Origin of the sequence: Embleya sp. NPDC050493 (assembly GCF_044458105.1) — a bacterium.
GTDB lineage: Bacteria > Actinomycetota > Actinomycetes > Streptomycetales > Streptomycetaceae > Embleya.
In genome coordinates this window covers 241,064-253,920 of the sequence record NZ_JBITHP010000014.1, presented here as the reverse complement: position 1 = coordinate 253,920, position 12,857 = coordinate 241,064, and the positions used below count along the sequence as shown (strand labels likewise).

Annotated in this window: 13 protein-coding genes and 1 pseudogene; 7 read left to right on the top strand and 7 right to left on the bottom strand. The window is 72.1% G+C overall.

The annotated features are described in order from the left end of the window. Nucleotides 1-193 precede the first annotated feature (193 nt). Nucleotides 194-2,449 carry a catalase gene (locus tag ACIBM5_RS26415; protein ID WP_396009105.1) on the bottom strand — a complete coding sequence of 752 codons (2,256 nt, stop codon included), beginning with the start codon at nt 2,447-2,449 and terminating at the stop codon, nt 194-196. A 326-nt stretch (nt 2,450-2,775) separates the two neighbouring features. Between ACIBM5_RS26415 and ACIBM5_RS26410 the strand changes: the two genes are divergently transcribed. The 4 genes and pseudogenes from ACIBM5_RS26410 to ACIBM5_RS26395 all read left to right on the top strand — a co-directional run bounded on the left by ACIBM5_RS26410 (nt 2,776) and on the right by ACIBM5_RS26395 (nt 5,381). After that, a complete protein-coding gene (locus tag ACIBM5_RS26410; RefSeq protein ID WP_396009104.1) occupies nt 2,776-2,967 on the top strand; it encodes a hypothetical protein in 192 nt (63 codons plus the stop codon). 42 nt (nt 2,968-3,009) lie between these two features. After that, nucleotides 3,010-3,255 (top strand): annotated as a pseudogene (locus ACIBM5_RS26405) (ornithine decarboxylase); the annotation flags it as partial. Between the two features lie 230 nt (nt 3,256-3,485). Continuing rightward, entirely contained in the window at nt 3,486-4,049 is a 564-nt protein-coding gene (locus ACIBM5_RS26400; protein WP_396009103.1) for a DJ-1/PfpI/YhbO family deglycase/protease, read from the top strand. 57 nt (nt 4,050-4,106) lie between these two features. Beyond that, entirely contained in the window at nt 4,107-5,381 is a 1,275-nt protein-coding gene (locus ACIBM5_RS26395; protein ID WP_396009102.1) for a peptide ligase PGM1-related protein, read from the top strand. A 165-nt stretch (nt 5,382-5,546) separates the two neighbouring features. Here ACIBM5_RS26395 and ACIBM5_RS26390 read toward each other — a convergent pair whose 3' ends face one another. The 4 genes from ACIBM5_RS26390 to ACIBM5_RS26375 form a co-directional block, all read right to left on the bottom strand. After that, the gene (locus ACIBM5_RS26390) at nt 5,547-6,470 is read right to left on the bottom strand and encodes a TauD/TfdA dioxygenase family protein (RefSeq protein WP_396009101.1); all 924 of its coding nucleotides are present in this window, start codon (nt 6,468-6,470) and stop codon (nt 5,547-5,549) included. 55 nt (nt 6,471-6,525) lie between these two features. Continuing rightward, nucleotides 6,526-6,741: a hypothetical protein gene (locus tag ACIBM5_RS26385; protein WP_396009100.1), complete on the bottom strand. Its 216-nt coding sequence runs from the start codon at nt 6,739-6,741 to the stop codon at nt 6,526-6,528. 254 nt (nt 6,742-6,995) lie between these two features. Then, nucleotides 6,996-7,721, bottom strand: coding sequence for a TetR/AcrR family transcriptional regulator (locus ACIBM5_RS26380; RefSeq protein WP_396009099.1), 726 nt, complete (start codon nt 7,719-7,721; stop codon nt 6,996-6,998). Between the two features lie 68 nt (nt 7,722-7,789). Then, a complete protein-coding gene (locus tag ACIBM5_RS26375) occupies nt 7,790-8,713 on the bottom strand; it encodes a ScbA/BarX family gamma-butyrolactone biosynthesis protein (RefSeq protein WP_396009098.1) in 924 nt (307 codons plus the stop codon). Nucleotides 8,714-8,905: 192 nt separating this feature from the next. On the opposite strand from ACIBM5_RS26375, the gene ACIBM5_RS26370 reads away from it, so the two are divergent. After that, nucleotides 8,906-9,580 (top strand): ScbR family autoregulator-binding transcription factor, encoded by a 675-nt coding sequence (locus tag ACIBM5_RS26370; RefSeq protein WP_396009097.1) that lies wholly within the window; start codon nt 8,906-8,908, stop codon nt 9,578-9,580. A gap of 54 nt (nt 9,581-9,634) precedes the next feature. Here ACIBM5_RS26370 and ACIBM5_RS26365 read toward each other — a convergent pair whose 3' ends face one another. Then, the gene (locus ACIBM5_RS26365) at nt 9,635-10,507 is read right to left on the bottom strand and encodes an SDR family oxidoreductase (protein ID WP_396009096.1); all 873 of its coding nucleotides are present in this window, start codon (nt 10,505-10,507) and stop codon (nt 9,635-9,637) included. A gap of 263 nt (nt 10,508-10,770) precedes the next feature. Next, a complete protein-coding gene (locus ACIBM5_RS26360) occupies nt 10,771-11,427 on the bottom strand; it encodes a type III effector protein (RefSeq protein ID WP_396009095.1) in 657 nt (218 codons plus the stop codon). Between the two features lie 129 nt (nt 11,428-11,556). Here ACIBM5_RS26360 and ACIBM5_RS26355 point away from each other — a divergent pair, with 129 nt between their 5' ends. Together ACIBM5_RS26355 and ACIBM5_RS26350 are read left to right on the top strand one after the other, a co-directional pair. Further along, nucleotides 11,557-11,988: an Hsp20/alpha crystallin family protein gene (locus tag ACIBM5_RS26355; protein WP_396009094.1), complete on the top strand. Its 432-nt coding sequence runs from the start codon at nt 11,557-11,559 to the stop codon at nt 11,986-11,988. Between the two features lie 282 nt (nt 11,989-12,270). Further along, the gene (locus ACIBM5_RS26350) at nt 12,271-12,702 is read left to right on the top strand and encodes a DUF2267 domain-containing protein (RefSeq protein ID WP_396009093.1); all 432 of its coding nucleotides are present in this window, start codon (nt 12,271-12,273) and stop codon (nt 12,700-12,702) included. Nucleotides 12,703-12,857: the final 155 nt, after the last annotated feature.

Genomic DNA, 12,857 nt, shown 5'->3' with positions numbered 1-12,857 from the left:
TGCCCCGCCGGCCGCGGCACCCTCCCCCGCGGTTTCCGCGCGGAGGCGCGGCCCGCCCCGCCGCGGGCCCCGCGCCGGGGCGTCACGGCTCGGGGACGGCGCTCGGGTAGCGACCCGCTCGGGCGTCGTGCTCGTCTTCGTGCACCGGCGCCGCCGCGCGGCCCGCGGGCCGCGGTGGGTCGGACGCGATGGATCAGATGGTGTCCGCCCCCGCTGTCGGGAAGCGGTCCCATACCCGGTGGGTGCCCAGGAGTTCGGTGATCCGGGTCAGTACGGCGGACGCGTCCGCGGCGACGACCACTCCGGGGGCATCGGTCGGGATGCCGGCTGCCACCAGGCTTTCCTCGCTGTCTCCCCAACCGCCGATGGCCTTGGCGTGGCGGTACGCCTCGGCGAGCATGAGCAGGACCCGCGGGTCGGTGCCGGACTGCGGGCCCCCGTTGCCCGCCTTGGCGTCCCGCGCTCCGTACGCGTCCTTGCCCGGGGCCGGGGAACCGGCCAGCAGGATCGCGTCGAACTCGATCGAGCGCGCGGTGGCGAAGCTGCGCTGCACCGGGATGGGTGCGTCGTCGTCCGCCCCGAGGGTGCCGCCGGTGGGGCCGACGACCAGCGGCACCATGCCCGCGTCGAACACCGCCCGCCGCACCGCACGCACGCCCTCCAGGTCGGCGGCCGGGTCGGCGACGATGCCGATCACCCGGCCGGCGACCGGCCACGTGCCGCCGATCTGCGACAGCGCCGGGCTCGGTTCCACCGAGGCCAACGGCTCCGAGGGCGCGGGAGCCGGCAGCCCCAGGCCCTCGGCGACGCGCGCGCACAGCAGCGGGTCGATCTCGGCCAGCACCCGCAGGTTGCGTTCCTTGATCCCCTGTTCGTGGCACTTACCGAGCTCGAACGTGTACGCGGCGATCACGTGTTCGCGCTCGACCGGGGTCAGGCTGAGCCAGAACAGTCGGGGCTGGCTCGTGTGGTCGGCGAACGATGCCGGAGCCTCGCGGACCTTGGCCGCGGGCGGCAGCGGGACCGGCACCTCCACGTAGCCGCCGAGGTCGGCTCCGGCGGTGAACGGGCAACCGCCGTCGAGCGAGTTCGGCCGATACGGCGCCACTCCGCGGTGTACGGCGTCCTGGTGCAGGCCGTCCCGGAGCATGTCGTTGATCGGGGCGTGCGGGCGGTTGATCGGGATCTGCGCGAAGTTGGGGCCGCCGAGTCGGCTGATCTGGGTGTCGAGGTAGGAGAACAACCGGCCCGCCAGCAACGGATCGTCGGTGATGTCGATGCCGGGGACGAGGTGACCGGGGTGAAAGGCGACCTGTTCGGTCTCGGCGAAGAAGTTGCTCGGGTTGGCGTTGAGCGTGAGCAGGCCGATCGGCTGGACGGGCGCGAGTTCCTCGGGAACGATCTTGGTGGGGTCGAGGAGGTCGATGCCCTCGAACGTCTGGTCGGCGGTGTCCGGGAAGGTCTGGATGCCCAGTTCCCATTCCGGGAACGCCCCGGCCTCGATCGCGTCGGCGAGGTCGCGACGGTGGAAGTCGGGATCCATGCCGCTGATGATCTGGGCCTCCTCCCACACCAGCGAGTGCACGCCCGCCTTCGGCTTCCAGTGGAACTTCACCAGCGTGGTGCCGCCGTCGGCGGCCACGAGCCGGAAGGTGTGGATCCCGAAGCCCTCCATCGTGCGGAACGAGCGCGGAATGGCGCGGTCCGACATGTTCCAGATGGTGTGGTGGGTGGCCTCGGTGTGCAGCGAGACGAAGTCCCAGAAGGTGTCGTGCGCGCTCTGGGCCTGCGGGATCTCCCGATCGGGATGCGGCTTGCCGGCGTGGATGATGTCCGGGAACTTGATCGCGTCCTGGATGAAGAACACCGGAATGTTGTTGCCGACCAGGTCGAAGACGCCCTCGGAGGTGTAGAACTTGGTGGCGAACCCGCGCGTGTCCCGCACCGTGTCGGCCGAGCCCCGTGAGCCCAGCACGGTCGAGAAGCGCACGAACACCGGCGTCTCCACGTCCTTGCCCAGGAACGCGGCCTTGCTCACGCTGCCCGCGTTGCCGTAGCCGACGAAGACGCCGTGTGCCGCCGCGCCTCGGGCGTGCACGACCCGCTCGGGGATGCGCTCGTGGTCGAAATGGGTGATCTTCTCGCGCAGATGGTGGTCCTGGAGCAGGACCGGTCCACGCGGTCCGGCCTTGAGCGAGTGGTCGGTGTCCGGCAGTCGTACGCCCTGGGCGGTGGTCAGGTACGCACCGCCCTGCGCCACGGCCGCCTGGTCCGTGCCGGTGGGCTGCCCGGTCGGGCTCACCGGGTCGGGACCGCTCTGGTCCGGCTTCGGGGGAAGCGGCTCGCGCGGTTCGGTGGGCTCGTCGAGCGGGACGTTCTCGGTGCCGGGGCGGCCGGGGATCACACCCGCCGGGTCGGTCCTGCGACTCGCGGGCTCGGGCTTGGCCATGCTTCCTCCGTGTACCAGGTTCTCGGGCGGTGGGTGGGCTCGGACCGGTGGCACTGCTCGCGGACGGGCGCCGTCGACTCGGGCGGGTCCGAACCGGTCGCGACAGTCACGGCTACCCGTACCGGCCGGATCAAACCGAAACGCCGGTAGCCGCCGGGGCCGGGCCGGCGACCTCGCCCGGCCCGGTTCCCCGACCGATCGATCGCACGGGTGGGGCGGGCCGCGCCGCCGACCCGGATTCCCGGCCTTCGTTCCCCGACACTTTCCCGAAGGCGCGCATGCGCCATCGGGGTGTCGGGATTCGAGGACGTGGGCAGCCGAGGGACATGGATCAGTCGGAGACACCCGTTCTGGCCTACGCACCGTTCACCCCACCGGGTCACAAGCAGGGCCGGGGCATCGACGCCCGCACCATGGCGATATTGGGGGAGGACGGGTTCCGCTCCGACCTCCTCGCCACTCAGGACTGGACGACCGGAAGTCCTCCGAAGGCGTGCCGGCCCGAGCCCAGGAACTGATGGCCGAGGCCGTACACGCCCGGCACACCTTCTTCTCCACATGTTCTGCCCCGGGACGCCTTCTTCGCCCGCACCGAGCAGGTGCCCGCCCGCGAGGCGATCGGCCGGATCAGCGCCGAGATGCTGACCCCCTACCCGCCGGGCATCCCCGCCGCCCTGCCCGGCGAACGACTCACCGCCCCCGTCGTCGACTACCTCACCTCCGGCGTCCGAGCGGGCATGGTCGTGCCGGACGCGGTGGATCCCGACCTCGGCAGCATCCGCGTGGTCCACCGGGAACTCGACTGAGCACGACCATCGGCCGTCCGGACCCGAACGGGCGCTCGGCGAGCACGGTCGGTGCGCTCGCCGAGGTTTGTCGCGAGTACGTCAGGGCAGCGGGGCGAAGAGACCGGCCGGCCCGGAACCCACTCGGCCCCCGCGTAGCGGCGAAGCCGGCCGAACGTCGGCCGCCCGAAAACCACGACCGGCGCGGCCGGACCCCCACACGAGGACCCACCGAGAATGGACCCGTCACCATGACCGACATCGACCTGACCGGGCGCCGCATCCTGGCGATCGTCACGAACTACGGCGTGGAGCAGGACGAACTGCTCGTCCCGGCCCGCCACTTGCGTGATCGCGGCGCCGAGGTGGACATCGCGGCGGCATCGGCGGATCCGATCCGAACACTCGTCGGCGACAAGGACCCCGGCGAGAACGTCCAGCCCACCCTCACCCTCGCCGAGGCCGATCCGGCCCGCTACGACCTCCTGCTCGTACCGGGCGGCACCCTCAACGCGGACTCGCTGCGCCTGAACGACACCGCGATCGGCATCGTCCGCTCGTTCACCTCCTCGGGAGGGCCCGTGGCCGCGATCTGCCACGGCCCGTGGGCGCTGGTCGAGGCCGACGTCGTCCGCGACCGCACCCTGACGTCCTACGCCTCCCTGGAGACGGACATCCGCAACGCCGGCGGCCGTTGGCTCGACGAACCGGTGGTGCAGGACGACACCGGCGACTGGGTACTGATCACCTCGCGCACCCCCGACGACCTGAAGGACTTCCTCGGCCGGATCGACGCCACTCTGGCCCGGTCCTGACGGACCACCCCCGCAGGCCGCACGGCATGCGCAGAACGGGAGAGGAAACGGTGGACCATGGTCGCCGCACGCGAGGACAGCCGGCCGCTCGTCATCCTCGCCAACTTCGTGTCGCCGCTGACGGTCGACCTGCGTGCGGCGTCCGTCCCGCGCCGGTGGTCCGAACAGGCCCCGCGCAAGATCTGGCTCACCCGGCCCGGTGACGTCCTCGTCGTCCCGCTCCCGCTGTCCGAGTCCTTCCGCCGCTACGCCTTCGGGCGACTGGGGATGTCCGAGGACAGCGTCACCGTCGTCACCGTGCCGGACATCCCCCGCGTACCGATGGCGGAGGCCGTCGCCGCACACGGCCTGCTGGAACCGCTGCGCGCGCTCCTGCGCGAGTCCCCGGACGCCCGCCTGCTGCCGACCGCACTGGACGAAGCCTGCCTTGCCCTCGCCGCCGACCTCGGCATCGGGATCGAACCCTATCCGGCGGGCGGCCCCTCGCTTCGAGTCGTGCGCACCGTGGCGGACCTGAACACCAAGTCCGGCTTTCGCGCCATCGCGACCCGACTCGGCATCCGCCTGCCCGACGGCGTCGTGTGCACGTCTGCGAACCTCGCCCGCGCCACCGACGAACTCCTCGCCGCGTGGAAGCGGGTCGTCGTCAAACCCGACCGCTCCGCCGGCGGCCACGGGCTCCGCTTCGTCACCCGCGACGATCGCGCCGCCGCGACACCCCCGGCCGCGGGCGAGCGCTGGGTCGTCGAACAGTACGTGGACCACAACCGCGCCGTCAGCGCACAGGGGTACTGCGCACCGGACGGCGTGTCGGTGCCCTTCGACGGGGAAATGCGGATGAGCGGCGGCTCCTTCGCCGGCTATCGTTCCCCGCTGCACGACGTCCCGGACGTCGCCCGCGCCGAACTGGCCACCTGGACCCTCGCCCTGGGACGGCACCTGGCGGCCGAGGGCTACCGAGGCCCCTTCAGCCTCGATGCCGTCTGTGCCCCGAACGGGACCCTGCACGCCCTGGAGTGCAACGTCCGGCGCACCGCGACCACCACCCCGCACGTCCTGGTCACCCGCCTCACCGGCAATCCCGCTTCCGCCTGGTCCACGGGCACGTTCCGCACCGATCCGCCGCGTCCCTTCGACGCGGTGGCGGAGCGGCTGATCGCCGCGCGTTTGCACTTTCGGCCGGAGGCCGGCCAAGGCGTGATCATCTATACGGATCGCCCCGTCGACGGTGTCGGCTGGCGCTACGTGGCGATGGCGCCCGACCACGACGGGCTCACCGAGCTGGAGACCCGGTTGACAGCCGCCTTCGGAGGCGACGACGGCGGAGGGTGACGCGGACGGTGCCCGGGGGGCGTCGGCGTCGCCCCGGCCCGAGCCCGGGTCGGGGCGACGCCGCGACGGCGGCGAACACGTACCTGCGCCGCGGCCCGAGCCGCCGCTCGGACGCCTGGAGGTTTCGCCCCCGGGGTCGCGCCGCCGGAGGCCGCCCGGCCGGGGTCAGAACGGCCGGTCGCCGAGGATGGTCACGCGTTCCATGATCCGCTTGTGCGGGTAGTAGTCCGCGCTCGCGTAGTGCTGCGTGGCCCGGTTGTCCCAGAACGCGACCGTGCCGGGACGCCAGCGCAGCCGGCACTGGTACTCCGGGTGCCGGGCCTGGTCGTACAGGAACGCCAGCAGTTCGCGGCTCTCGTCGTCCGGCAGACCCTCGATGTGGTGGGTGAAGATGCGGTTGACGTACAGGAGTCGGCGGCCGGTCTCCGGATGCGTGCGCACGACGGGGTGCGCGACGGCGGGGTATTTCTCCTGCTGCCGGGCCAGTTCCTCGGGTCCGAGGGCGTTGCCGAAGGTCTGGGTGAAGTCGTGGACGGCGCTGAGCCCGTCGATCCGCGTCCTGGTCGCCTCCGGCAAGCCGTCGTAGGCCGCTGCCATGTCCGCCCACAGCGTGTCCCCGCCGACCGCGGGCACGTGCACGGCGCGCAGGATCGAGCCCATCGGGGGTGTGGTCTCGAACGACGCGTCCGAGTGCCACACGTTCTCGACGGCGGGCGAGTCGGCGCCTCGGGAAAGGCGGACGACCTCCACGACGTCGTCCGCCTTGGGCAGGAAGGGGTGCACCTCCGGCGTGCCCCACAGCCGCGCGAGATCGCGGTGCCGGGGCGCGGTGAGCTCCTGGTCGCGGAAGAACAGGACCTTCCATTCGAGCAGGGCCCGGTGCAGCTCGGCGTGCAGTTCCGGGCCGAGCGGCCCGGCGAGGTCGACACCGGTGATCTCCGCACCGATCGTAGGGCTGCACGGCGCCAGTGCGAACAGTTCGTACGGCGCGGTGGGCCGGTAGTCGCCGGTGGGGCAGAGTTCGCGCACCGGCACGGCGGACAGGCCGTTGTCGAACACCGGCCGGGTGGTCTCGGGAGTTGTGGTCACGACGGAAAACCTCCATGGGTGAGGGGAAACGGGAGTGCCGGAGCGGTCCGCACGGTCACGTCGTGGATGCGGCGCCGCCGGCGGCGGGGGCGCGGCCGTGGCGCATGAGCACGGCCACCAGGACGCCGACGAGGCCGACGACCGCGGCGATCGCGAAGGCGTGCTCGAAGGCGGCCTCGGCGTAGACGATCCGGCCGGTGCGGGCGTCGGAGCGGGCGATGTCGCGCGCTTCCGGTTCCGGGATGGGGGTCGGCGATGCGCTGACGGCCACGAGGGCCTCCTTCAAACGGCGTGGCGTGCAAACGGCGTGGCGTGGCTCCGGGCAGGGTGGGGCGGCGCGTCGGCCGGGTGGAGGCGGCGGGCGCGCGGGCATGGCCGGTGGGCGGTTCTGCTCCGGCAGGTGGGGGAATCGCGGTAGGGGAACCGAGGGTGGGAACGGGAGGTGATGTCCTGCCGGTCCCGGAAGGGAATCACCCGGACGGGGCCTGCGGTTCGAAGAGCGGGCCTGCGGTTTGCAGACGGCCCCTATGGGGCGCCGGGTTTCCGGATCGGTTCCGGCGGGGTTTCCGATGCGGCGAGGGCCAGGGTTTCCGGGCGGCACGGCGCGGTGAGGATGCCGACGCCGGCGTCCACCAGGTCCGCCACGTACAGCGCGGTGCCGCCCGCGACGAAGTGGGGGTCGATGCCCTGGCGCAGCTCGCGTTCGGCGAGTGCGCGCGTGACGAAGCCGGCGAAGTGTTGCCAGCGGCGGAGGGCGAGCCGGTCCGGGAGGTTCCCGCCCGGCAGTTTCAGGGCGCGGGCGTTGAGTTCCTTCAACCCCGTGGTCCATGGGCTCTGCCCGAGGTCGTCCGGTGCGAACGTGACGACGTCGGGGTGCACGGTGTAGGCGGCCTGTACACAGAACCGCAGGTACCAACTGCCCCCCGAGGGGCTGTCGTGCAGTCGGTCCAGCAGTTCGGCGAGGGGCAGCACGAACGCCTCGGCGAGGGCGTACGGGTCCTGCGCCCGCCCCTGCCGGTCGAACAGGGCGATCAGTTCGGTGCGGCGCGCGTTGATCGGCCCCATGCGGTACTCGAAGATCGCGTCGACCAGTCCCTGCGGCGACCCGAAGTGATACTTCACCGCATTGGTATTGCGCTGCCCGGCCGCCACGGCGATCTCCCGGGCCGAGACGGCGTTGATCCCCCGCTCGGCGAACAGGCGTTCCGCCGTCGTCATCAGGCAGAGCCGGGTGGCCACCGAATTCTCCATGTCGGGGACGTTAACGCAGGTGCGTTAATCATTCAAGGGTCCGCCGGATCCCGGGTCCGGACCCGATGTCACCGATAGCGCAGCGCTCCCGCGGCCGTATCGCTCGCTCCCTGCCGGAACCGGACCGACGCCTGCCGATCGTTGCGCAGGAAACACTCGATCCGGGCCGGCGGGTCGAACTCGGTGAAGTGCGGGGTCCGCAGTCGAAAGGCCGTCGGCCGCAACAACTCGCCGTCGCTGGCGACCGCGACCGCCTGTCGGGCGGCCTCGACGAGCACCATGCCGGGTACGTGGTCGCCGGCGTGGTCGAAGAAGAACGGATGCAGATGATCGGCGGGATCCAGTTCCAGGGCTCCGCCGGCGCCGTGTGCGAGCAGTACGTCGCGGGGCAGCGTCGCGTCCACCGCCTGCGGCGTCGGTCTGCGGCGCGGTCGAGGCCCCGACGGCCCGAGCATTCCACCGCGCAGGGCGGCGTATGTGGGTGCGTCCAGGAACCGCGCGTTGCCTCCCGCGCGCGCGAAGGTCGTGACGCCGACCGAGAGGCGAATGCGCAGCCGCAATCCCCTCAGTCCCCGGCCGTCGCGGGTGGGGCGCAGGTCGTCGACGTACGCCAAACAGGTGATATCGGTGGCGCCGCTCTGCAAACGCGGCTCCAGGGCGATGTCGACACCGTAGAAAAGGTCCTTGATCAGAAAGTGCGCCTCCAAGGGCACCGAAAAGAACTGCGACGGGATGAAGATCCCCAGTTGGCGAAGGGTTTCCACGATCATCAGCCGACTGTGTCCACCGTCGCCGGCCGGCGGGAACGTGGGGTGCGAGCGGGGCCATTGGGCCGCGGTCAGGAAGGTCGCCTCCGCGAGGCGCACCACATCGGTCAGCAGCACCTCGGCCACCGAGGTCCGGTGCACCGACTCTCGCGCCACGGTGCGCGACCAGCTCAGCGGTCTTGCCGAGAGACCCGAGGACGCCGCGCCGCCGCCAAAGGTTGTCATGAATACAAGCAGAACCCAGTCGCCGGGAAGGTGCACGTCGTCTTCTCGCCGTGCCTTGCGCGGCACGGAGAAGGCCCGGCGAGGTCCGGCGATCGGCGTGCCGTCGTGGCGCGTCGGCCATGCGCCGACACCCGCCGCGAAGCGCCTGGGCAACACCGGTTTCCACGCAGACATCCGAGCTGGAGGTGGCACGTGCAGGCACGGGCAGGGACGACTCGCCAATCCCTTCTGGAGACGGCGGCACGCCTGTTCCACGAGCAAGGTTTCGCCGGGACGAGCATCAGCGACATCGGCAACGCGTCGGGGCTCACCAGCGGTGCCATCTATTTCCATTTCTCCAACAAGGATGCCCTGGCCCGCGCGGTCGTCGAGGCCCACTTCGCCACCTGGCCGGAGCTGATCGAACGGCAAAGCCCGGCGGAGGGGCCCGCGTTGCAGGCCCTGGTACGGCTGAGCTTCGCGGTGGCCCGGGCCTATCGCGACGACCCCGTGGTCCGCGGCGGAGCACGGTTGTGGGGAGAGCGCTACGCCATCGACGCGAGGCTGCCGACTCCCTTCGTGGGCTGGATCGCCACCGCCCGCGCACTGTTGGAACGCGCCCGGGAGGAGGGCGACCTCGCGGACCGGGTCGATCCGGCGGCGGCTGCCCGCTCGATCATCCACGCCTTCTTCGGCATGCACACCGTCTCCGACGCGCTCTCCGGCCGCGCCGACATCGAGGACGACCTGACCGACCTGTGGCATCTGCTCCTGCCGGCGCTGCTGGCCGATCCGCGCCGCGCCGAGGACACCCTGGCCCGGGCCGTGGCGGGCGCCACGGGCTGCGCCGACCAAGCCGCCCCGAGGGTGCGGGTGGACGCCGAATAGCCCGGGTTCACAAGCGGTGGGGCCGGCGCCCCGGGCGGGGCCGCTCCGCCGCGGTCAGCCCGGGAGGGTCTCCCCGCCGATGGGTGCCAGGACCTCTCCCGTGTAGTAGCCGGAGAGCCGGTTCGACGCGAAGAACACGTAGGAGGGCGCGATCTCGTCCGGGTGCGCGGCACGGCCCATCGGGGTCTGCTGCCCGAAGGAGGCGACCTTGTCCTCCGGGAAGGTCGCGGGAATCAGCGGGGTCCACACCGGCCCGGGCGCGACGCAGTTGACCCTGATGCCGCGTTCCCGGAAGGACTGGGCCAGGGAGTAGGTCAGTGCCAGGATCGCGCCCTTGGTCGCCGAGTAGTCGATCAGCGTCTTGTTGCCGCGCAGTCCGTTGATCGAGGACGTGTTGATCACCACGCCGTCCGAGGGCAGGTGGGCCAGCGCCGCCTTGGTGGTCCAGAAGAAGCTGTGGATGTTGACCCTGAAGGTGTACTCCCACTGTTCGCTGTCCAGTTCGGCCAGGTCGTCCACGGGCTTTTGGGTGCCGCAGTTGTTGACCAGGATGTCCAGGCCACCGAGATCGGTCGCGGTGCGCTCCACCAGGTCGCGGCAGTTCGCCTCGACCGAGAGGTCGCTGCGATAGGTGGTGCAGGTGCGGCCGGCCTCCTCGACGAGTCGGGCCGTGTGGGCGGCGTCCTCGTCCTCCTGGTCGGACAGGTACCCGATCGCCACGTCGGCGCCCTCCTTGGCGAAGGCGACCGCCACGGCCCGACCGATCCCCGAGTCGCCGCCGGTGATCAGCGCGCGGCGCCCGGTCAACAGTCCGCTGCCGGTGTAGTCGCGCATCTCGTCGCGGGGGGCGGGGTCCAGATCGCCGGTGGTGCCGGGGTGTTCCTGCTGCTGCGGCGGAGCGGGGTGTTGCTCCGAGGGCGAGTTCATCGGCGGCCTTTCTCTCGTCCGGGCGTCCCTTCCCGTCCATCCACGCCCGGGCGCCGAGCGCGTCTCGGCCGCCCGGGCCCGGGCGTGGACCGGGGACCGTCGTCGGGTACCCGGGAACCTGGCGGCCATGCCGCCCGGTTTCGGTCCGGTGCTCGCGGGGCCGACCGGCGGTCGCCCCGGCCGGCCGGGACCGTGCGCACGATGCCCGGCTGCCCGCCGCGGGTGCCACGGGTGAGCGGTCCGTCGTACGCGTGGATGGGCCGTCAGGGCGTATCGGCGGGGCCGACCGCGGGTGGGTCCACCAGGGCGTCGATGCGCGCGACCAGATCCGGATGTCGGGCGGTCAGGTGCGGGCGGGTCGCGGTGAGCGGGTCGATCAGCGCGGCCGGGTCGTCGCCGCCCAGCGCCTGGTCCAATCTGCCCACGGGCGCGCGGGAGCCCACCGGCAAATCGGTGAGCGCGGTGATCTGACCCGCCAGGCGCCGCAGGTCGGCGGCGTTGTCACGGGCCCGGGCGGTGGCGGCGCGGTCGGCCGCGCGGCGTTCACGGGTGGCCGTGACGCGTTCCTCGCCGGTGGATCCGGCCGGGCCCGGGCGCAGCCGGAGATAGCGGCGCTCCGCGGCCTGGCGGCTGGCCACGCCCAGGGGTTGGGCCAGATCCGCCCAACTGGCCCCGGCATCGCGGGCGGTCTCGATCAGCCCGCTCTCCCAGCCGGCCAGGCGTTCGCGGATCTCGCGCAGCAGCAGCAGCGAGGCCAGGGCCTGTTCGGGGCCCTGGTCCGCTCTCGCGGGCTCGCCGTCGCCGTTCTGGGCCGTGCGGACGGCCTGGTCGATGGCTTCCAGGGCCGCGGCGGCGGCGAGGAAGGAGGCGGGCCCGGTGGGGTGGCCGGCCGGTCTGCCGGATCGATCGTTCGCGGTCATCGGAACTCCTCTCGGCTCGTCATCCTTTCGACGACCTCCGTGTTTGTCATCCATCCGATGACATGCTACAACGGTTTCAGGCAGCCCGACCGGGCGCTACCGACCGAATCTTTCGGAGGTGTTTTCGCGATGTTGATGCGTACCGACCCCTTCCGCGAGCTCGACCGGCTCGCGCAGCAGCTCCTCGTGCCCGGCAACCCCTCGCGGCCGACCGCGATGCCGATGGACGCCTACCGCGACGGCGAGGTGTATGTGGTCGCGTTCGACCTGCCCGGTGTCACCCCCGAGGCGATCGACATCGACGTCGAGCGCAACATGCTCACCGTCAAGGCTCGCCGCGAGCCGGTCGCCAAGGCGGACGAGGTCCAGATGGAGCTGTCCGAGCGTCCCGTGGGCGTCTTCTCCCGCCAGATCGTGCTGGCCGACACCCTCGACACCGAGCGCATCGACGCCGACTACGAAGCCGGTGTGCTCACGCTGCGGATCCCCATCGCGGAGCGGGCCAAGCCCCGCAAGATCTCCATCGGCACCAGCTCCGACCGCAAGGTGATCACCGCCTGAAGCGGGGCGACCACCGCCCCCTGCACCGGGCGGGGCGGACGCGCCGAAAAGCCGCGCCTCCCGCCCCGCCCGCGCACCGCCGAAACTCCCGCCGCCCGCACACCCGGTACGGGCGGCACGGGGCGGTCCGGAGCGGGCACGGCTCGCCCTGGCGGCACGATCCCCCCACCCTCCGGGACCGACGCCGTCGGAGCCGTGTCCTCCCCCTCCCGATCGACACCCCGACACCACCCGTCACCCATCCAGCCGGCGAACCCGAGACCGGAAAGGCGATCCGCAGCCATGCACCCCCGCAGCGAAACCTCCTCCGTGGCGTTGAGCACCTATGCCGACCTGGTGGACAAGGTCCGTCTCGAAGGGGCCTACCGCACCCGGGAGGAGGCCGAGGACGCGATCCGCGTCGTGCTCTCCGGGCTGGGTCGGCAACTCACCGGCCGGGAGCGTCTGGACCTCGCCGCCCGGCTGCCCCTGGAAGCCGCGCTCCGGCTCACCTCGCACACCCTGGACCCGGAGCCCTCGACCGGACTGGGCTTCGTCAAGGACATCGCCGCCCGCACCGGCACCACCCCCGGCATCGCCCGCTGGGACACCGGCTCCGTGCTGACCGTCGTCGCCGCGCTCGCCGGACCCGACCTCGTCACCCGCATCCTGACCCGGCTGCCCGCCGGCTGGGCCCTGCTGTTCGGCCGCGCCGAACTCGCTCCGGCGGCCTGAGCACGCCGCCGGCACACAGCACCGACGAGGACCCGGAGCCAACCGCCGGGTCCTCGTCGGCGTGCCCGGGGTCTCCCCAGCCCACCCGGGGGACGAGTCCCGGGAACCCATCGGGGCGACACCGGCCACAGCCGTGCCCGGACGTCCCCGAGGCC